General features: G+C 36.5%; 24 protein-coding genes. 19 read left to right on the top strand and 5 right to left on the bottom strand.

Translation table 11 applies throughout. The annotated features are described in order from the left end of the window. Window positions 1-234: 234 nt before the first annotated feature. From AB1422_06545 to AB1422_06565, 5 genes are all read right to left on the bottom strand, one after another. Window positions 235-630, bottom strand: a complete 396-nt coding sequence (locus tag AB1422_06545) for a GxxExxY protein (protein MEW6618993.1) — start codon at window positions 628-630, stop codon at window positions 235-237. Window positions 631-698: 68 nt separating this feature from the next. After that, a complete protein-coding gene (pstC, locus tag AB1422_06550; GenBank protein MEW6618994.1) occupies window positions 699-1544 on the bottom strand; it encodes a phosphate ABC transporter permease subunit PstC in 846 nt (281 codons plus the stop codon). 223 nt (window positions 1545-1767) lie between these two features. Next, entirely contained in the window at window positions 1768-2556 is a 789-nt protein-coding gene (locus tag AB1422_06555) for a phosphate ABC transporter substrate-binding protein (GenBank protein ID MEW6618995.1), read from the bottom strand. An 84-nt stretch (window positions 2557-2640) separates the two neighbouring features. Continuing rightward, a complete protein-coding gene (locus tag AB1422_06560; GenBank protein MEW6618996.1) occupies window positions 2641-3264 on the bottom strand; it encodes a DedA family protein in 624 nt (207 codons plus the stop codon). A gap of 505 nt (window positions 3265-3769) precedes the next feature. Continuing rightward, a complete protein-coding gene (locus AB1422_06565) occupies window positions 3770-4477 on the bottom strand; it encodes a hypothetical protein (protein ID MEW6618997.1) in 708 nt (235 codons plus the stop codon). Window positions 4478-4624: 147 nt separating this feature from the next. Here AB1422_06565 and AB1422_06570 point away from each other — a divergent pair, with 147 nt between their 5' ends. The 19 genes from AB1422_06570 (at window position 4625) to AB1422_06660 (ending at window position 19536) form a co-directional block, all read left to right on the top strand. Continuing rightward, on the top strand, window positions 4625-5800 hold the full coding sequence (locus AB1422_06570; GenBank protein ID MEW6618998.1) for a HesA/MoeB/ThiF family protein: 1176 nt from the start codon (window positions 4625-4627) through the stop codon (window positions 5798-5800). After that, the gene (locus AB1422_06575) at window positions 5801-6013 is read left to right on the top strand and encodes an RING finger protein (GenBank protein MEW6618999.1); all 213 of its coding nucleotides are present in this window, start codon (window positions 5801-5803) and stop codon (window positions 6011-6013) included. A gap of 17 nt (window positions 6014-6030) precedes the next feature. After that, window positions 6031-6300, top strand: coding sequence for an EsaB/YukD family protein (locus AB1422_06580; protein ID MEW6619000.1), 270 nt, complete (start codon window positions 6031-6033; stop codon window positions 6298-6300). 137 nt (window positions 6301-6437) lie between these two features. Continuing rightward, a complete protein-coding gene (locus AB1422_06585) occupies window positions 6438-6563 on the top strand; it encodes a hypothetical protein (GenBank protein ID MEW6619001.1) in 126 nt (41 codons plus the stop codon). After that, on the top strand, window positions 6530-7039 hold the full coding sequence (locus AB1422_06590) for a ubiquitin-conjugating enzyme E2 (GenBank protein MEW6619002.1): 510 nt from the start codon (window positions 6530-6532) through the stop codon (window positions 7037-7039). Before AB1422_06585 ends, AB1422_06590 begins: the two co-directional genes overlap by 34 nt. Before the next feature lie 512 nt (window positions 7040-7551). Continuing rightward, window positions 7552-8208, top strand: a complete 657-nt coding sequence (locus AB1422_06595; protein MEW6619003.1) for a Mov34/MPN/PAD-1 family protein — start codon at window positions 7552-7554, stop codon at window positions 8206-8208. Window positions 8209-8263: 55 nt separating this feature from the next. Further along, window positions 8264-8980: a pyridoxine 5'-phosphate synthase gene (locus AB1422_06600; protein MEW6619004.1), complete on the top strand. Its 717-nt coding sequence runs from the start codon at window positions 8264-8266 to the stop codon at window positions 8978-8980. Between the two features lie 9 nt (window positions 8981-8989). After that, window positions 8990-9691, top strand: coding sequence for a glucose-1-phosphate thymidylyltransferase (locus AB1422_06605; GenBank protein MEW6619005.1), 702 nt, complete (start codon window positions 8990-8992; stop codon window positions 9689-9691). Window positions 9692-9957: 266 nt separating this feature from the next. Further along, the gene (locus AB1422_06610) at window positions 9958-10383 is read left to right on the top strand and encodes an aspartyl protease family protein (GenBank protein ID MEW6619006.1); all 426 of its coding nucleotides are present in this window, start codon (window positions 9958-9960) and stop codon (window positions 10381-10383) included. A 127-nt stretch (window positions 10384-10510) separates the two neighbouring features. Continuing rightward, window positions 10511-10660 carry a hypothetical protein gene (locus tag AB1422_06615; GenBank protein ID MEW6619007.1) on the top strand — a complete coding sequence of 50 codons (150 nt, stop codon included), beginning with the start codon at window positions 10511-10513 and terminating at the stop codon, window positions 10658-10660. A 47-nt stretch (window positions 10661-10707) separates the two neighbouring features. After that, on the top strand, window positions 10708-12051 hold the full coding sequence (gene glmM, locus AB1422_06620; GenBank protein MEW6619008.1) for a phosphoglucosamine mutase: 1344 nt from the start codon (window positions 10708-10710) through the stop codon (window positions 12049-12051). Between the two features lie 109 nt (window positions 12052-12160). Further along, a complete protein-coding gene (locus tag AB1422_06625; GenBank protein ID MEW6619009.1) occupies window positions 12161-12352 on the top strand; it encodes a hypothetical protein in 192 nt (63 codons plus the stop codon). Window positions 12353-12999: 647 nt separating this feature from the next. Then, the gene (locus AB1422_06630) at window positions 13000-13479 is read left to right on the top strand and encodes a type II toxin-antitoxin system VapC family toxin (protein MEW6619010.1); all 480 of its coding nucleotides are present in this window, start codon (window positions 13000-13002) and stop codon (window positions 13477-13479) included. Beyond that, window positions 13472-13654, top strand: coding sequence for a hypothetical protein (locus AB1422_06635; GenBank protein ID MEW6619011.1), 183 nt, complete (start codon window positions 13472-13474; stop codon window positions 13652-13654). Before AB1422_06630 ends, AB1422_06635 begins: the two co-directional genes overlap by 8 nt. A 371-nt stretch (window positions 13655-14025) precedes the next feature. Next, entirely contained in the window at window positions 14026-14847 is an 822-nt protein-coding gene (locus AB1422_06640; protein ID MEW6619012.1) for a DNA methyltransferase, read from the top strand. Beyond that, window positions 14847-17426, top strand: a complete 2580-nt coding sequence (locus AB1422_06645; protein ID MEW6619013.1) for a hypothetical protein — start codon at window positions 14847-14849, stop codon at window positions 17424-17426. Before AB1422_06640 ends, AB1422_06645 begins: the two co-directional genes overlap by 1 nt. Continuing rightward, a complete protein-coding gene (locus AB1422_06650) occupies window positions 17419-18405 on the top strand; it encodes a hypothetical protein (protein MEW6619014.1) in 987 nt (328 codons plus the stop codon). The genes AB1422_06645 and AB1422_06650 overlap by 8 nt, the downstream gene beginning before the upstream one ends. A 373-nt stretch (window positions 18406-18778) precedes the next feature. Next, window positions 18779-19258, top strand: coding sequence for a toll/interleukin-1 receptor domain-containing protein (locus AB1422_06655; protein ID MEW6619015.1), 480 nt, complete (start codon window positions 18779-18781; stop codon window positions 19256-19258). Continuing rightward, window positions 19255-19536: a hypothetical protein gene (locus tag AB1422_06660; GenBank protein MEW6619016.1), complete on the top strand. Its 282-nt coding sequence runs from the start codon at window positions 19255-19257 to the stop codon at window positions 19534-19536. The genes AB1422_06655 and AB1422_06660 overlap by 4 nt, the downstream gene beginning before the upstream one ends. The last annotated feature ends 61 nt before the right edge of the window (window positions 19537-19597 follow it).

Consider the following 19597-nt stretch of genomic DNA (forward strand, 5'->3'; position numbering starts at 1 on the left):
AGATAATGAATAATAAAATTAAGACCGTTAAGGCAGTGCCTAAAAATAATGTTTTCTTGACAATCTGTTCTATAAAGAGCGGCTTGATTCTCATGCCCTTTGCCTCCCTCCCAGTGTTGAAGTTGACGAGGAAACAAGGTAATAGGACGCAGATTTTCGCAGATTAGCAGGATAATAAAAAAATGAATAATCTGCGCATATCTTCTCTAAAATCTGTATTTATCTGCATACTATCTATTTTCCAATATTATCAAATGCCTTTCGTTTAACTTCTGGTTTAGGTCCAAAATTAAGTAATAATCCCACTTCTATCTCTGTTGCTTTAAGATAATTTAAAAGTTGTGCCTCGTGTTCGTCTGCAAGGCACTTTGTAGATTTAAGTTCTACAATCACTTTGTTATTGACCAAAATATCTGCTAAATAATCCCCAACAACCTTCCCCTCATAAATAACCTTGATAGGAGATTGAGGTATTGCCGGAATATCTAACTTTGTCAATTCAATCACCATCGCATTCTCATACACCTTCTCCAGAAAACCATATCCCAGTGTATTATAAACTTTGTAGAATGCCTTTATGATCTTCTCGGTTAATTCTTTATGTTTAAAATCTTGAAAATCTGCGTTCATCTGCGTCCCCATAAATGAAATTCTTCTGCCCTTAAGTTAAAAAGTAATAACTTGTTTCCTTGTTTCTTTTATACCTCCCGTCTTGCCATAAAATTGGCAATGGTATTTAAAATCATAATGATAATGAATAAGACAATTCCTGTGGCAAACAGTGCCTGGCGGTGTTCTCCAATAGCAAAACTCATTTCTAAGGCAATATTTGCTGTCAGGGTGCGAGCCGGGTCAAGTATTGAATCAGGAATGATAACTGAATTTCCAGCAATCATAATGACCGCCATTGTCTCTCCCACTGCCCGTCCTACACCGAGGATAATACCTGCAATAATGCCCGAGCGTGCCGCCGGGAGGACGACCATTTTTATTGTTTGCCATCGCGTTGCCCCTAAGGCTAATGACCCCTCCCGATATAAATGTGGAACAGCCTTAAGTGAATCAATTGAAATACTGGTAATCGTCGGTAAAATCATTATCCCAAGAATGATTGAGGCGGCTAAAATACAAGGTCCCGGCCCACCCAGATAATTACGAATCACTGGAAATAATATTACTATCCCCATAAATCCATAAACTACGGATGGGATGCCCGCTAAAAGTTCAATTATTGGTTTAAGAATTTTACTTGTCTTCTGTGTGGAAAATTCAGCTAAGTAAATAGCACAGGCAAGACTTAACGGCAGACTAAATATAAGAGCACCAACAGTTATCCATAATGAGCCCATAATCATTGGGAATATCTCAAATCTTCCTTCTCTGGGTGACCAATTAGTCCCACAAATAAAATCCTTTATTCCTGCTTTTAGAATAATCGGCAATCCTTCTTTTAAGATAAATAAAGCGATTAAAATAAGGATAGCGATGGTTGAAAAGGCGGTAATTAACAAGCCAAACTGAATAAATCGTTCACGATACCTCAAATTTATTACTCCTTGTCCCTTGAACCTACGGTCTTACCTTGGGTAAATAATTAGTAAGCGTTCAGCCATCAGGTATCAGCAATCAGTTAACATCCAGGAAATCAGGATAGTAACAAATCCTACAATTTTGCGTAAAGGGTGTCTATGTGTCTGGTAGTCTATGTAACCCAGACACTTAGACACCCAGATACCAGACTACCTGAACGGTTACAATAATTACCATTTATTTAACCGGAATCAATCCGTAGTCTGAGATTAGTTGTTGCCCTTGTTCAGAAAGGATAAATTCTATAAATTCTCCTATTTTTCCTTCCGCTGGTCCTTTCGTAAGCAAGAAAATCGGTCGAATGATTTTATACCTGCCTTTTTTGATATTTTGTAAGGTGGGCGACACTCCATCTATTTTTAAGGATTTTACCCTGTCAGTAACAAGTCCATAAGTGAGGTAACTAATAGAATTTGGGTCATTTTCAACCATTGTTCTAACAGCACCACTTGAATCCTGAATAAGAGCACCAGCACTAACTTTGGTTCCGGCTAACAGTAATTCTTCAAAGGAGACCCGTGTTCCAGAACCTTCTTCTCTTGAAATGACCGTAATTGGTTTATCTTCCCCACCTACTTCTTTCCACTTTTTTACCTGACCGCTAAATATTTGTTGGATTTGGAGTGGCGTTAAATTCGCAATTTTATTATTTGGATGAACAATCAACACCACGGCATCTTTTGCCACAACAACAGTATTCAATCCTTGCGCCTCTTTTGGCAATGTGACCATATCTGCCATACCAATTTGAGCCACACCGCTTTGTGCCGATTGAATTCCTACCGCAGAACCTCCTCCTTGAACATTAATTCGAACATCATTCTTCCCTGCCATATATTCTTCCGCGAGTTTCTCTGCAAATGGTTGAAAAGCCGTCGAACCAGCTATATTTATCGTTTCAATATTAGATTTTGCACATCCAATTGCCAGACAAGAAAATAACATACAAAAAATTAACCGATACATTCAAAAACCTCCTTCTTTTGTTGGTAATTGGTAACTGGTAAAATGGTAATTAGCATAATCTACCCTCAATACTCTTTTCCTTTCTTACTCACTACTCCTATGGTGAAGATGACGTTTAATAAAGATATAGAGTAAGATAATGATACATATACCTATTAAGACATCAAATTTATGGAATATAGGTGATAATGTTGAGTGCCATTTTGCTCCAAAAATCATCCCAAAGTATGTCAGAGCAATATTCCAGGGCACAGAACCAAGAGTGGTATAAAGACAGAATTTAAGGAAATTCATTTTGGCTATGCCAGCAGGCAATGAGATAAATGTTCTGATAACAGGCATATTGCGGGTAAAAAATATGGTTAAGTCACCGTATTTGTTAAACCATCGCTCAGCTACATCCATATCATGCCGGGTCATCAGGATATATTTACCATATTTCAAGATAAAAGGTCTTCCTCCTATTAATCCAACCCAATAAGCGATGATTGACCCAACCAGGTTACCTAATGTGCCAGCAACCACTACCCAAAATATCTGAAATCTACCTTCTGATATGAGATATCCTGAAAAAGGCATAATAATTTCAGAGGGTAGGGGAATACACGCACTTTCAATAGCCATAGCTATTCCTATTCCCCAATATCCTGCGGCATTAATAATTGCGACAACAATTGATGCTAAAAATTCAAGTATTTTTGTTACCATATCTTCTCCTGAAAATAAGGAAGTAGAAAGTAGAGAGTAGAAAGTAGAAAGTAAAGAAAACATCATTCCTCACGCCTATCTCCTTACCTCCCACCTTCTATCTCCTACCACTATTTTTCGACCTGTGAAATAGGTCGACATGGGAAAACAAAATCGTAAGCGTTCAGGTCATTGCGAGATATCTAATAATAATGTAAAATGGGCAATGTAAAATGAAAAATGTAAAATGAGAGGATGGATGAAATGAAAGGTGATGATATTACTGAAAGACTAATTGACTTTACAGAATTGACTTTTAAATTTTTAATTGCTCATTTTACATTTTAGAGTTATTTTTTTAAGTAGCTGAACGCTTACTCCTTTATTCTCTTATCCCCCTTCTTATATTAACCACGATCAAAATATTCCTATTTCACAGGTCGCTATTTTTTATCCTCCTTTGTGTCCACCCTGTGGACATGGCCGTTTCTCCTTTCTTACATCTGAAAGATGCAAGAGTTCACATCTAAATTATTCTCAATATTGCGGGATTTCTTTGAGTGGAGAGACTTTTTAGGTCATTTATAATATTGACATATTCATCGACACCGCCCTGGACACCTTTTTCTCGTCTTTCTTCCTCAGTTATTTTAATTCTCCTGCCAATCACAGGTCCAGTGCCGGTATTTTCTCCAAACTGGTCTGTCAGTTCTACAACAGCTAAGCTTTCATCAAATATGGTCATATGTTGAAGTTTTCGACATAGAACGGGTTGCCATTCTTTAAATTCATTTCTTAAGATAACTATAATTTCGGCACGATTGTTTTCAAAGATTAATTCCCGACGATGGCTTCGGATAATCTCTTTGACGCGGTCTTTACCAAATGTATCTTTGGACATAACAAAAAAGTGAAATATCTTTATCTGTCTATCTCTGCGTTGTAATAAGGCTTTATTGATGGCTAACATTTTTTGCGGAAATCCTTCAGTTCGCCATCGCTCAACCCAAAAATCCACGCAGGCTAATTCTTTTTGTACCTCTTCTGATTCCTTTAAAAGTAAATTATACAATTCTCGTCTATCATCTATAAAACACCAACCTTTCTCGGACATATCTTTGGCTCGATGCAACCATTTATTTAATCCATCTTCGATAATAGTTACTTCACGAATAGCAACTTTGCGTAAATATGGGTCATCAATACCATCTGCAATCTTTCTTAAATCTTCCATATTGAAAATCCTCCTTATATTTGGTAATTGGTTAGGATAATTTAACGAAATTATTTTAATGAATTAATAGCGATTTGTCAAGTAAAAAATTAATTTAAAAAATCAGTTGACGAATTAAATTAAATAAGTTATAATTAATGTGCATTAATGGAAGAAAAAATCGTCATTAGTGATTTAGATAAAGATAGATATTCACGATTGGGGCTTATTCCCTGGTGGAATCAGGAAAAGCTGAAAAACACATTGGTTATGGTTGTTGGCGTTGGTGCATTAGGAAATGAGGTTGTAAAAAACTTAGCCCTTTTAGGCGTAGGGAAAATAATTATTGTTGATTTTGACCAGATAGTCAATGCTGATTTAACCCGCTCTGTTCTTTATCGAAAAGAAGATGATGGTAAAAAAAAGGTTGAAATAGCGGCAGAAAGAATTCAAGAAATTAATCCTGAGGTTAAAATACAACCTTTAGCCGGAAATATCCTCTGGGATGTAGGATTAGGGATATTTAGACAAGTAGATATAGTTATTGGTTGTGTGGATAACCGTGAGGCAAGATTAGCTATTAACCAGGCTTGCTGGAGAACAAATACCCCATGGATTGATGGAGGAATAGATGTCTTAAATGGAGTAGTAAGTATCTTTTGCCCACCAGAAAACGCATGCTATGAATGCACCTTGACAGATTTAGATTATAATATTCTCGGCGTCAGATACTCCTGCCCATTACTTAGATATGATGATTTATTAGAAGGAAAGACACCTACAACCTCAACTATTGCCTCGATTATTGCTGGAATTCAAGTTCAGGAGGCAATAAAATTAATCCATTGTCTTGAAGTCCCAAAAGGAAAAGGAATAGTTTTTAATGGATTAACCTATGAATGCTATCTTATTGAATATTCTAAAAAAAATGACTGCTTAAGTCATGAATATTATGCAGAAATTGTTGAATTGAATAAAGGAGTAGAAAATACTACATTTAGAGAATTACTTGAATTAGCCCGGGAATCACTGGGTAAAGAGGTTATATTAGAATTAGACCGAGATATAGTCACTAAATTACACTGTAGTAAATGCCAGGAAGATACGAATATTTTTAAAGTATTAGGTAAGGTAACCATAGAAGACGGCAAATGTCCAAAATGTGAAGGGATAAGAAATGTAAGTATGACCAATATAATTTCTCTTGAGGAGAAATTTATAGATAAAAATTTAGCAGAGGTAGGAATTCCCCCATTCCACATCATTGGAGCAAGAAATGGTAAAAAGACTAAATATTTCGAACTTACTCAAGATAGGAAAAAGACTTTAGGGGAGGTAGTGTAGATGTTTAATTTATTTGGGGCTAATAAGCCAACGCCTGTGTTATTAGTTTATTCGCAAACACCAATTGAGTGTGCGTATTGTCATACACCAGTAAAAACAGAAAGTATAGTTGTCAGATGTCCTATGTGTAACACCATTCACCATCCACAATGTTGGAAAGAAGGAAAAGGGTGTAGTGTTTTTGGTTGTAAAAATGCGCCGAAGAAAAAATAATTTGGAGGAAAAAAATAATGAGAATTGTTAATATTGAAATAGAAGATGTGACAGGGGCTAAAAGGCAACGAGCGGACATCCCGGATGATGTCCCATTAAAAAGGGTTATTTCCGCTTTAGTTTCAAAAATGAAGTTGCCAACAGTTAGCCCAAGTGGTTCTCCGTTGAATTATCAATTACATCATAAAGCATCAGGTAGGTCTTTAAGTGAAAGTGATACATTAGCCAGTGCAGGAATACGAGAAGGAGCTGTTTTGAAAATACATCCCGTTGTTGTCGCTGGATAATTAGATGAGGAAGGTTAAGGTTAGGGAAGAGAAAGTCTCCTCTTCTTCCCTTCCTTAACCTAAATCTTTTATGGAGAAACGGATATGCTAACCCGCTGGCATAAAGGACAATGAAAATAGTAGGTAGGAGATAGAAGGTGGGAGGTAAGGAGATAGGCGTGAGGAGTGATGTTTTCTTTACTTTCTACTTTCTACTCTCTACTCTCTACTTCCTATTTTCAGGAGAAAGATGGAATATCAATCCCCAAGAAATTTACGATTAGAAGAAGATTATAAAAAGATGCAAGAATTGGTGAAAAAAAGCCCATTTATTACCTTTGAAGTCTCTGGTGATCCACCTAACAGGTATATTATTAACTATACCTGTCGAGGATTAAGGTTAGATGAGATAAGTAAACAGGTAATTATTGCTAATTTTCATCAAGTAGAAATTTATCTACCAACCGCTTATCCCAGAATAAGACCAAATTTAGAGTGGCTGACACCAATATATCATCCCAATATTGGAACAAATAATCAAGTCTGTCTTGGTGGTTGGGCACCTTCAGAAAGTCTGGATAGACTTTGTGTCCGATTAGGGGAGATGATTCAATATAAGAATTTTGATGAATATGACCCAATAAACGCCAGTGCCGCGGCCTGGGCTTTGAAAAATCACGATAAATTACCTATTGACCCACGACCATTAGAGGCGGATGAACCACAATTAAAAGGAGCATACGAAATTAAATTATCATAATCAGTGAACAGTGCTGTACCTGTTTAGCGTGGTCAGAGAGCACAAATGAATGGTACTGACTTAGTGCGAAACCACTTCAAACACAACAAATTGTGTAATACAAAATCAAAAATTAAATATTAAAATGCAAAATGACATATCAAATATCAAAAAATCTTGACTTCGTGTTTAATTTATTGCCTTACAAGTATACAGGTTTGCAAAAACTTTCTTGAAAGAATTCAAGGGGTCAAGGGATCCAGGGGTCGAGTGAACACCTTATTTTTCACCTTCCTTGAATCCTTGACCCCTCGAATCCTTGATCCCTTTTTAGAGCAAAATATTTGCAAACTCAATTTATTTGGGTATATTTTTGCATTTTGCTTTGTCCTTTTGATTTTTACATTTTGATATTTGCATTAAACTCCTTGTGGAATATTTCGCACCAGTATCCTATTGTTTAACAAAGGTTACTTCTCAAATCAACGCAATTTGGAACACTCTAAACATGTACCTGAATTAGGAGAGTTTGAATGAATACCTTTTCAAATGATGAGGAAATATTAAAAATTAGACTAACAAACGAAGAGATAGTTAAACCTATCCCTGAAAAAATGCCACTACATAATCCAAATTATGCCATTAGATTATGTGTGGATAAACCAGAATATGCCTTGAAGATATTTGTTCCTATAGAGATAATGAAGCAGATACTTGATTACTCTAAAAAAGATACTACTCGAGAATTAGGTGGGGTCTTAATTGGTGATTATTGCCTTGATAATAAGATTAAATCTATAAAAATATCGGATTTTATTGAGGCAAGAAATACTCAAGGTGACAATAGTCATATTAGATTTAACCATGAGACATGGAATGCGATTGAACAGGAGAAAAAAACAAAGAAAATTCCTGAAGGAAAACAGATGGTCGGTTGGTTTCATACACACCCTGGCTGGGGAATATTCCTTTCAGAGGATGATTTATTCATTCATCAAAATTTCTTTAATCTTCCCTGGCAGGTAGCAATGGTCGTTGACCCGCTTCAAAAAGAACAAGGATTTTTTATCTGGGAAAATGATAAAATTATAAAATCAAGGGATTTTTATCTTTATACTATAAAAGAAAGGGAGAGTGAACTAATATCTTTTGTCCATTCACTTTCTCAAAGTAGAAAACTTGACCGATAGAAAATAAGTTGATAAGGCAGAAACTTGTTTTCTTGTTTCTTTAAAAGGAGGAATTATGCCAAAACTTGGAGTAAATGTTGACCATGTGGCAACAGTCAGACAGGCACGAAAAGTTAAAGAACCGAACCCAATTATTGCCGCAATGATTGCTGAACTCGCTGGTGCGGATTCTATTGTCGTCCATTTAAGAGAAGATAGAAGGCATATTCAGGAACGCGATGTGCGAGTTTTACGCGAGATAATTACGACTAAGCTAAACTTAGAAATGGCCTCTACAGACGCTATGGTAAAATTTGCCCTATCTTTAAAACCTGACCAGGCAACTTTAGTTCCGGAGCGCCGTGAAGAATTAACCACCGAAGGTGGTTTAAATGTTATTGAAAATAAAGAGAATTTAGCCTCAGCCGTTAATTTATTACAAGATGCGGGAATTGTTGTCAGTTTATTTGTTGACCCGGATATTTCACAGATTAAAACCTCCTCAAAGATAAATGTTACTGCGATAGAATTACATACTGGAAACTATGCTAATGCTACCAGTCCTCAACAGGCTCAAGAAGAATTAGAAAAATTAGAGGATGCCGCTTCTTTTGCCATAAAACAAGGTTTAGTCGTCAATGCTGGTCATGGGTTGAATTATCAAAATGTTATACCAATCGCTTCCATTCACGGAATAAATGAACTGAACATAGGACATTCAATCATTGCCCGGGCGATTTTAGTTGGGATGGACGAGGCAGTAAGAGAGATGTTGGAACTTGTAAGGAGATAGAGACAAAAAATGTTAAAACCAGAAGATTTCTTTGATTTGTCTCATTTTGGACATAAAGCAATATTTGAAGATGTAGAGTATGTTTGGGAAGTATTGAAGAAAATCGAAACTTACATTAAGCAGGTGATTAAACCGCAGATTTCAGGCACAATTATGGATGGTGCGTTTTTAATCGGCGATAATATCCAGATTGGAAAAGGAACAGTAGTCGAACCAGGTGCTTTTATTGCTGAACCTACCATTATTGGCAAAAATACACAGATTAGACAGGGGGCTTATGTCCGCGGGAGTGTTATTGTTGGAGATGAATGTGTCGTTGGTCATACGACCGAAATGAAGAATGCGATTATGTTAAATAAGGCTAAAGCAGGTCATTTTGCCTATATTGGCGATTCTATTTTAGGAAATGAGGTTAATTTAGGGGCAGGAACTAAACTGGCTAACTTTAAATTTGAAAATCTCTCATCCACCGTAGATGTAAGGTGTAACGATAAAATTTATAAAACAGGATTGAGAAAATTCGGTGCTATCTTAGGAGATAAAACCGAAACAGGTTGTAATTCAGTGATGACACCAGGTACTCTTTTGGGACCTAAATCCATTGTCTATCCTAATACTACCGTTAAAGGTTATTATCCTGCTCATTCCATTATAAAATTAAGACAAAATTTAGAAGTAATTATTCAGCCACTGATTAGCACGGATAAATAAATAGATAGCAGAAGATAGAGGTCAGAAGACAAAAGTTAGTGTGGTGTTGAGTAAGTTTTGCACGGCGTATCATCAGATTTCATAACCTGCAAACGGATAACTGGTAACTGGTTAAATAGTTTCGTCCTGAGATCAGCCAAACGGTATTTAATTACCAGTTACCAATCACCAGTTACCAGAATCAAATTCCGTGCGTTATTTGTTCAACACGACATTAGAAGATAGATGAGAACGGAGATTCGCAAAATTAGAGGGAGGTAAAGATAATGGGAAAAATTATGGTAAGGATGAGAATAAGAAACCTTTTTGATGAAGTAAGGGCAAAGAGTGGACTAATTAAAGAGGAGGAAGTCAGGGATATTACGGTTAATAATGCCCTGGTTGATACAGGGGCAACAATGCTTTCTCTACCTATAACCCTTATTGAGGAATTGGGGCTTGAACAATCTGGAACAAGAGAGGTTAGAACAGCAAATGGTATAGTTACAAGAAGGGTCTTTAGTGAAGTAAGAGCTGAAATTCAAGGAAGAGAAGGAGGATTTCAGGTTTTAGAGCTGCCAGTAGATGTTGTGCCTCTGGTTGGTCAGATTGTCCTTGAGCAGCTTGACTTATACCCTGACCCCCAGAATCAAAGACTTACTGGAAGACCAGATGCCCCTGACCATATGGTGGTGGAATGCTATCTATCTTGAGGATTTCTTCCTGTTTAGAGCAAAATATTTGCAAACTCAATTTATTTGGGTATAGTTACAAAGGGGGTAACCGTTCAGGATATAGCCACAGAGTCACAGAGAACACAGAGGGAATATATAACCACGAATGAACACAAATACAAAAAGATTTGTAGTGCGAGGCGTTAGATTCGCTTCTGGCAAGCCAAAAGGCGAACTTAAAGGTTCGCACTACATTTATGGGATGTCAGAGGTTAATTCGTATCCATTTGTGACTAATTTCCTTAATTCTCTGTGAACTCTGTGTCTCTGTGGCTGAACGCTTACCAAAGGGGATTATTTGTTATGTCAGGATTATTTGGTACCGACGGGATACGGGGCGTGGCTAATCAGTATCCTATGACTGGACAATTTGCCGTCCAACTGGGATTTGCCGCCACCAGGAAACTTTCACAAAGACAAAAAGCAAAAATAGTTGTGGGAAAAGACACACGCGTTTCTTCAGATATGCTTGAGGCAGGTTTAATTGCTGGAATTACATCCGCAGGCGGCGATGTCCTGAAAGTAGGGATTCTTCCTACCCCAGCAATTGCCTATCTAACAAAATCATTATCTGCCTGTGCGGGCATTGTTATCTCCGCCTCTCATAACCCATTTCAGGATAATGGAATTAAATTCTTTGGCCCAGATGGACTGAAACTTAAAGATGAAATAGAAAACGAAATAGAAAATGCCTTATCAGAAGATTTCAACTATCCACCCGCAGAAAATATTGGTCGAGTTATCGAAATAAAAGATGCAAATATCCAATACTTAAATTTTGTAAAAGAAATGGCAGGTGATTCATTATCTCTTAAGGGAATGAAAGTGGTTATTGATTGTGCCAATGGAGCGACAAGTTTTATCGCACCAACCTTATTTCAAGAAATAAAGGCAGAGGTTATTTCCTTGAACTATCAGCCTGATGGGAAAAATATTAATTTTGATTGCGGCTCACTTCATCCAGAAAAAGCCAGCCAAATGGTAAAAAATCAAAATGCCTCAATCGGTCTTTGTTTTGATGGGGATGGAGATAGGGTAATTGCCATAGATGAAGAAGGGAAAATCGTGGATGGCGATTTTATAATGGCTATCTGCGCCAAACACCTTAAAGAAAATGAGATGTTAAATAACAACTTAGTTGTAACCACCGTAATGAGTAATATCGGATTTTATCTTGCTTTAAAAAGATTAAATATCGATACAATTACAACTAAAGTTGGCGATAGATATGTTGTTGAACAGATGTTAGAAAAAAAGGCTGTTTTAGGTGGTGAACAATCTGGCCATATTATATTTTTAAACCATTTTCCTACTGGAGATGGAATGGTTACTGCCTTGCAACTTCTCACCGTTATGCAAAAGACTTCCTTGCCTCTATCTAAATTAACCCAAATAATGAAAAAATATCCACAGGTATTGATAAATATTCGGGTTAAGGACAAAAAAACCGACCTTGAGTCTATTTCGGAAGTCCAATCTGCCATTAAATCAGGACAAGAATCTTTAAAAGAAGAAGGCAGAATATTAGTGCGATATTCCGGAACAGAATATTTAGCCCGAGTGATGGTAGAGGGTCCTACCGAAGATGAAATCAATAAAATAGCCAACAATATCGCCAATATCATAAAAGAAAAAATAGGGGTGTAATGAAAATTTTTCGACCTGTGCAGTTAAGATAAACCACGAAGGGCACGAAGACCACGATGAAAAAATATTGTAACTATTCAGTAATTATTCAGCCACAGATTAACACAGATTGACACGGATAAATAGCAAAGGGCAGAAGGCAGAGGGCAGAAGGCAGAGGGCAGAGGAGACAGAAGACAGAGGTCAGAGGCGGATTATCCCCCGCTGGCGGGGGTTAGGGATGACTACCTCATTTGGTGAATATTTCAGAATCGATTATCCCCCGCTGGCGGGGGTTAGGGATGACTACCTCATTTGGTGAATATTTCAGAATCGATTATCCCCCGCTGGCGGGGGTTAGGGGGTAGAAATTTCCTCCACTGACACAGATGAAATCAGGCTCGGGGCACCCATGCAGAGCATGGGTCGTGCGCCTACCAGCCTTCCCGAGTCCCGAACCCCGAGTCCCGAGTCCCGATTTTCAGAAGAACCCTTCAGCCTAATTACGGACACGGATACCGGACACGATTTACGAATTTTCAGTGTTTCATCCGTGTCCATCTGTGGCTGAATAGTTACTTTTTTTATTGACATGAGATAAAATTTTTGGTAAAATATCCCCGGAATGAACAAAACTGAAGGTAACATCCGAATTCGAGCAAAGCGAGAATCCGTAAGAATGTTGCGTAAGCAAAATGTTGCGAAGCAAAAAATGCCCCAAAAAGCAAATTCCTATCAGTTAAAGAGTCCACTGGATACCTTGAACCTGAAGAAAGGAAGGTGAGAGGTGGCAAAAGATTGTTAATAGAAGGAGTATTCTCGCTTTTCAGCCAGAGTTGGGATATCCGAAGTACTTCGGATATCACCCCAAAATTGGGGGTATATCCGAACTTGTTCGGATATAAACAAGTTATCTGCCATTGCGGATATATGATAATCTATGGTAAAATATAGAGAGGAGAAACTCAAATGAAGAAAGAAAGTTTGTATCTTGATACCTCAGTTCCCAGTGCTTATTATGATGAGAGGGTAATGTGGCGACTTGCATATACAAGAGAGTGGTGGAGGGATGAACTTTCTAAATATGATATTTTCATCTCAGAGATAGTGATTGCTGAAATAAGAGGCACAGAGGAATCAAGAAGGAGAACTGAATTATTAGAGTTAGTAAAAGAATTTGGAGAACTTAAGTTATCTCCTGAAATAGAAGAGATAGCCAAGGGATATGTTAATCAAAAGGTTATCCCTCAAACTCATTTTCCAGATGCTTTGCATATAGCCCTTGCCTCATTCCATAAGATTGATTTTTTGATTACATGGAATTGTGAACATCTCGCAGAGGCTCATAGACGAAGGAAGGTTAGGTTATTCAACACCTCTGCAGGTCTGTTTGTCCCTGAAATAGTAACTCCAATGGAACTTGTAGAGGGAGGTGAAGAAGATGTATAAAAGAGACCCTATGTTAGAGGAGATTCATAAGATTAGAAGGAAAATATGGGATGAAAGTGAACATAATCCTCATTCTTTGGTAGAGAATATCCAAAAAGAAGCCAAGGAGTTTATTGAAGAGTGTGGATACAGATATGTGGATACAGGAGACGGTTATAGAAAGATTGTCAAGTAAGATAAAATGCAGACCCGCAACAGCAGATAACACGGTGTAAAAGACTACACTTCGTTCCGTCCAAATTCTGCTTACGCAGAACTTCTTTTACACCGAAAACGATAACCAAAATGTCGCTTCGCTCCATTTTGGTTATGGGGATGCGGATGAGCGAAAGGCGAAAGCTTTATGTAACTCAAAGGGGATTTTTTGAAAAAGGGAAGTTGCGAAGCGTCACTTCGGCTATCAGCGGCGGGGCACCTGCTTGCGGGTCGGGGCTGAAGCCAAAATGCCCCCCGACCCACTTCGTGGGTACCCCGGGCACTTCGCTCATCCGCATCCAGTTAGGCGACATTTTGCTTGGTGAACTATACGATTAATGAGGTTGTAAAATGGACAAAATACATCCAAATAATAAATTAAATGATTTACCAGGGGATAAATGGATTTTTTTAACCCAGTCTGTTATTAAAACAAATTATCCCAAAAATCACGGATTTTTACTTCGTCAGCAACACGGTGCAAATAAACCACCAGAACTTATGAAAGATTTGATTCTATTTTTTACTAAAAAAGACTCAACGGTTTTTGATCCTTTTGCAGGGGTTGGAGGAACTTTATTAGGTGCATCTTTATGTGGGAGAAAAGCTTTAGGAGTTGAGATAAACCCAAAATGGATTTCAATATATAAAGAAGTATGCAAAGATGAAAATATTAAGCAACAAGAGATTATTGAGGGTGATTGTCTTGAGATAATGGATGCTCTTATACATGCGAAAAAAAAGTTTAGTCTGATTCTTACAGATCCTCCCTACAATATTAATCTTGAAAGAACAATGTGCCGTGGGGACTATCCTAATAGAAATAGACATACAGATTTTAAAGAGTTTTCTAAATATGCCCAAGATTTCAGCAATTGTAAAACATATGAACACTATTTAGATAAGATGGCACTTTTTATTGAAAGAAGTTTTAAGTTGCTATTCAAAAATAAATATTTGATAATACTGACTAAAAATGCTTACCAAAATGGCAAATATATATTAGTAAACCAAGATATAGCAAAAATAGCACAATCTCGCGATTTTACTTTGAAAGGTGAAATCATCTGGTGTCAAAATGGTGTTCGTTTACGTCCCTATGGTTATCCGTTCAGCTATGTACCAAATATAATTCATCACAACATACTTATCTTTAAAAAAGAGGTGTTATAATGGATCTACCCCGTAATCCTTTCGATATCATAAGAACTGAAGATTTTAATACCAATTATAAAATCATAGCTCAATATTTTAGTGACCCACATGCTACTTATTATTCAAATCTGACAAGAAGAGGAAATGTAATTCTTGTTGGTACACGCGGGTCTGGTAAGACGATGCTATTAAAATCATTATATCTCCCAGTGCAAATTGAAATCATGAAGAAAGAAGGTAAAGACCCATGCACTCATTCATTAGATTTTATTGGGATATTAGTTAATTGTGAGAGGTATGAGTTTAAGATATTCCGAGAAAATATTTACAGTTATCAGATGGAGCATAATAACGAAGAAAAAATAAGGTACTTCTGGAAACAATGTATGGGACATTACTTTGCTCTTTTTATAATTGAGGAAATGCTAAACACAGTTATTAATTATGGAGCAGATATTGGATTAAACTTGCAAGACCCATTATATGAAATATTATCAAACCAAATCTGTGAGATATGTCGTATAGAACTATCTGCCTCTTTTGATTCTTTAGGTGATATATTAAAAAGGAAACGATTAGAGTTTTCACAACTACTTTCAATGTCTATACTTAATTTAGATTATTCCATTGCGAACAACCGCTTCGATTTATCTGCGGTTATTGAAGTTGGCAATACCTTAAAGAAAATCCCAAGATTCAAAAATGCAAGATTTTATATCCTGTTAGATGACTTTTTCTATCCAAATTTAGCTGATGAGCAACAAAAAATTCTTCTGGAATTAATTCGGGTAAGGAATGAACCTCTTGCTTTCAAAATAGCGACACTCCCTGGAGGTATGGTATTTACAGATGCCAGTGGATTTGAATTAATGGGGCGAGGTGATGATTTTACTATTGAGTCCATAGAATATTCTGAATTAGGAGAAAGAAGTGATTATTATAAACTCATTAAAGACATAGTTAATAATCGTGTGAAAGACTATGAATTAGTAGCTGATGATCTATTTCAAAAAAGCAATGATACTATAAAAGATTTTTTGTCAAAACTAAAAGGGGAAGTAGGAAAAGGTCATATTAGACCTGAATATGCAGGATTTGATAGTTTAGTCCATATGAGTTCCGGTGTTGTTAGAACATTCTTAGTATTAGCTAAAAAAATCTTGGATAAACAGCTACAGCAAAAAAATGCAGAGCGATTAGATAGAACTATTTTACCTATCCCAGTTGATATTCAGTCAGAAGTGGTATATTCAGAATCTTCACTATTTTTAGATGCAATTGCGAGTAGAGAAAAAGGATCACTTATATCAAAGATTGTTTATTTTGTTGGTAATGAATCAAGGCAAAAACTCTTAAATAATCAAGTCGCTAATGAGTATATACAATTGCAAATAAAAAATTATGTTGATATTAAACCAGAAGTACAAGAGATACTAACTAAAGCAGTAACCAATAATGTTTTCCATACATACCAGTTATCCCATAGAACAACAAGAAGAGGAGCAGTATCTATAGAGTCCCTTATCCTTAACAGACTATTAACTCCTGCATTAAGAATCCCTTATCATGATCGGTGGCGGATGGATATAGATGCACAACAAATTAATAAGATACTTGGTGATATTGCTCCGATTGACATTTCTTACCACAAACCGCAACCACAAAAGAGTTTTATTAGTCAATATTGTCCAGTAATATCTGGTGACTGTGATAGAATAGACCCAAATCTTAAAGAAGATGGTTGCTTTTATGCCTCACCAATAAGAAACGATTGGACATCTTTCGCAAAAGATTTATTTAAGAAGCAATTTTCTAAATTTGAAGTTGCAATTGAACAGCCACCAAAGGGTGATTTAACCTGCAAAATCTGTGAGATGATACATAATGCCCATTTTGGTATATACGAATTAACAGATCTTAATGAAAATGTAGTCTTTGAACTTGCCCTTGCATTATCTCGAGAAAAACATTGTTTTTTTGTTGCTAACACTGAATATCCGGTAGAGCAAATTGAGGCTATGCTGGGCAAAGAGTATATACCTTATCAGGTAGTAGATAGTGAAATTGAAAAACTGTGTCAAGAAAAAATTCTTCCTATTGTAAATTCTGGAGATGAACCATGGAATACAAAGATAATAAAAGGAATAAATACTGTTCCTGCAAACAAAACTGTATTACTGGCTATGCCAAAAGAATCTCTTTATTATGAGAAAACATTAACCAATGGAGTCAAAGACATTTTAGAGAAAGAATTAGGTTTGGAAGTAATCATTCCTTCTCAATATTCTATCGGCAATTGGTTCTCGAATTTAGTTAATGATGTAAAAAGAACAAAATATTGTTTCATTGATACAACTTTACCGAGTCAATATAATAACTTTAATGGAAGATTTTCGCCTAAAGAACTTGATTATTTACAAAGAGTATTCATATTCGGACTTAGCGTTGGTTTTAGAAAAATAATTTTACATGGATATAATACTGCATATAGTAAAAAGATATTTACAGATATGCAAGGACATTGCCATTTTGAATATTCTGATTCCAAACTGTTTGAAGAGATTAGAAAAAGGGTACCAGAGGTGTTCCATGAATAACATTCTCAAATACTTTGAAGCGGGTAGACCAAATATCTATTTTTGTGGATACGGTTTTGAAGAGAGATCCATTGGTTTGCTTTCTATTATTCGTGGAAAAGCATCATTTGACTACGCCTTTTCTATTGGATTTCCCTCGTCATTTTTAGGAACTACCCTTCTTTGGAGACAAAATAAAGCATTTACTGATGATTGTCTTGCCACAATGGCTAAAAATTATGAAGTCATAGATATATCTGTAAAACAACCAGTTGAGGTAAGACAAAATCTAAATGAGAAAATAAAAAAGTTTAATTTAAACTTTCAGAAATTTAAAACAATTGTAGATATAACTTCATTTCCTAAATCAACATTATTTATGCTTTTAAAAGAATTAGTTGAGTCTAAAGCTTCTGGCTATCTTTTTTATATAGAGCCTATTGATTATGAACTTCCAATCTCTTTGGGTGTTAAAGACATCAGAACTTTGCCCTTTTTTGGTGATAACTACGACTCAAAGAAACAAAAATTACTTATTGAAATATTGGGGTTTGAGGGGCTTAGAGCCTATGCGATATGGGAGACATTTGATCCACATAAAACAATAGCATTTATTGGAGTGCCATCTTTATTGAATCAAAAATGGAAGAATATTGCTGAACAGGAAAATGGATTGCTTCTATCTAGACCAAATGTTATCAAGAGAGAAATTTCCTTTACTAGTATTGAAGAGGCTACCAATACCTTAGAAGAAATATATGAAGAAGAGGGTGATAAATACAACATAATTGTAAGTTCATTGGGGACGAAACTTTCAGCTATATCACTTTTTTATTTTGCAAATCGCCATAAGAATGTATTTGTTACATTTTCTAGGCCTGAGGAACATACGGAACACTATTCATATGGTTGCAAGAAATTGATTGTCATTGCTTTCAATTGTAAGGCTGCTGATGTTATAGATTCGTATGATTTTAAAAATAAAAATGAAAATGAATAATAAGCAAAACGGTCGCCTAACAGCGTGTTTACGCAAGGGCTAAAGCCACATTGCTCCCTACGGTCGCAACGTCGTAACCACGCAAATCGATAACCAAAATGTCGTTTCGCTCCATTTGGGTTATCGGGATGCGGATGAGCGAAAGGCGGAAGCTTTATGTAACTCAAAGGGGATTTTTTGAAAAAGGGAAGTTGCGCTGCGTCACTTCGGCTATCAGCGGCGGCGGGGCACCCACGAAGTGGGTCGCGCTTGCGGGTCGGGGCTGAAGCCAAAACTTGTAGTGAGCCTGTCGAACCTATGCCCCTGTGGAGCACTTCGCTCATCCGCATCCCGTTATACGCAATGCCGTGCCTAAAGAAATTTGGAGGTAAAGATGGCATACAAAGTTTTTATAAGTCACAGCACTCGAGATCAGCGATTAGTAATTACACTTGCAAATATCCTTTCAAAATTTGGAGTGGATGTATCAGTTGCAGAGTGGTATCTATCTCCAGGACAACAACTTGATAAGAAAATATTTGAAAAGATAGAGAATTCTGATTGTGTGATTGTTTTATTAACACAAAATGGTATCCGGTCAAATTGGGTACAACAAGAAATAGGGTATGCATTGAAGTCTGGTAAATCTCTTATTCCTCTTGTAGAGAAAGGGATAAATCAAAAAGAGTTAGCATCGTTGCAGGGTAAAGAGTATATTGAATTTGATTCTTATCAACCTCAACAATCGCTGATTAAAACTTCTACTTTTGTGAAGTCACTGAAGTTAAAAAAGGAGCAACAAGAGAAAGCATTACTCATTACAGGGGGTATTCTTGCTTTCCTGTTATTACTTTCTGGAGGAGAAAAAGAATGAAAACGATTTCATATCTGCCTCTTAAGGATAAGTTATCATTGAAGCTTCGCACTGTGAAAGGCAAGCCTACAAAAGAGGTTGGACGATTTAAATTATGGTGGAATAAACAAGGTGTTATTTATGCTCTTGATATTGACCAATTCTTAGAGGAACTAAAGGAATTTGAAAAAGCACGAGGTTGGATACAGTTAGGAGGCATCTGGAAAAACATAACTATTACTCGATGTTCAAGTTTTTGGATAGGACTCAATATGATAGAAGTTTTTGGCACGAATTAGCTAAATAAAGAAAGGTCTTTTGCCGATAGTAGAAATAGTGTGAAGACACGAAATTTACTAT

This window comes from bacterium, from assembly GCA_040757115.1.
Classification (GTDB): Bacteria; UBA9089; CG2-30-40-21; order CG2-30-40-21; family SBAY01; genus JBFLXS01.

Excerpts from the sequence above, each read along its gene's own strand:
- AB1422_06545 (MEW6618993.1), bottom strand. The coding sequence starts at position 630 with ATGAACGCAGATTTTCAAGATTTTAAACATAAAGAATTAACCGAGAAG.
- AB1422_06555 (MEW6618995.1), bottom strand. The coding sequence starts at position 2,556 with ATGTATCGGTTAATTTTTTGTATGTTATTTTCTTGTCTGGCAATTGGA.
- AB1422_06560 (MEW6618996.1), bottom strand. The coding sequence starts at position 3,264 with ATGGTAACAAAAATACTTGAATTTTTAGCATCAATTGTTGTCGCAATT.
- AB1422_06565 (MEW6618997.1), bottom strand. The coding sequence starts at position 4,477 with ATGGAAGATTTAAGAAAGATTGCAGATGGTATTGATGACCCATATTTA.
- AB1422_06570 (MEW6618998.1), top strand. The coding sequence starts at position 4,625 with ATGGAAGAAAAAATCGTCATTAGTGATTTAGATAAAGATAGATATTCA.
- AB1422_06575 (MEW6618999.1), top strand. The coding sequence starts at position 5,801 with ATGTTTAATTTATTTGGGGCTAATAAGCCAACGCCTGTGTTATTAGTT.
- AB1422_06580 (MEW6619000.1), top strand. The coding sequence starts at position 6,031 with ATGAGAATTGTTAATATTGAAATAGAAGATGTGACAGGGGCTAAAAGG.
- AB1422_06590 (MEW6619002.1), top strand. The coding sequence starts at position 6,530 with ATGGAATATCAATCCCCAAGAAATTTACGATTAGAAGAAGATTATAAA.
- AB1422_06595 (MEW6619003.1), top strand. The coding sequence starts at position 7,552 with ATGAATACCTTTTCAAATGATGAGGAAATATTAAAAATTAGACTAACA.
- AB1422_06600 (MEW6619004.1), top strand. The coding sequence starts at position 8,264 with ATGCCAAAACTTGGAGTAAATGTTGACCATGTGGCAACAGTCAGACAG.
- AB1422_06605 (MEW6619005.1), top strand. The coding sequence starts at position 8,990 with ATGTTAAAACCAGAAGATTTCTTTGATTTGTCTCATTTTGGACATAAA.
- AB1422_06610 (MEW6619006.1), top strand. The coding sequence starts at position 9,958 with ATGGGAAAAATTATGGTAAGGATGAGAATAAGAAACCTTTTTGATGAA.
- AB1422_06615 (MEW6619007.1), top strand. The coding sequence starts at position 10,511 with ATGAACACAAATACAAAAAGATTTGTAGTGCGAGGCGTTAGATTCGCT.
- glmM (MEW6619008.1), top strand. The coding sequence starts at position 10,708 with ATGTCAGGATTATTTGGTACCGACGGGATACGGGGCGTGGCTAATCAG.
- AB1422_06630 (MEW6619010.1), top strand. The coding sequence starts at position 13,000 with ATGAAGAAAGAAAGTTTGTATCTTGATACCTCAGTTCCCAGTGCTTAT.
- AB1422_06635 (MEW6619011.1), top strand. The coding sequence starts at position 13,472 with ATGTATAAAAGAGACCCTATGTTAGAGGAGATTCATAAGATTAGAAGG.
- AB1422_06640 (MEW6619012.1), top strand. The coding sequence starts at position 14,026 with ATGGACAAAATACATCCAAATAATAAATTAAATGATTTACCAGGGGAT.
- AB1422_06645 (MEW6619013.1), top strand. The coding sequence starts at position 14,847 with ATGGATCTACCCCGTAATCCTTTCGATATCATAAGAACTGAAGATTTT.
- AB1422_06650 (MEW6619014.1), top strand. The coding sequence starts at position 17,419 with ATGAATAACATTCTCAAATACTTTGAAGCGGGTAGACCAAATATCTAT.
- AB1422_06655 (MEW6619015.1), top strand. The coding sequence starts at position 18,779 with ATGGCATACAAAGTTTTTATAAGTCACAGCACTCGAGATCAGCGATTA.
- AB1422_06660 (MEW6619016.1), top strand. The coding sequence starts at position 19,255 with ATGAAAACGATTTCATATCTGCCTCTTAAGGATAAGTTATCATTGAAG.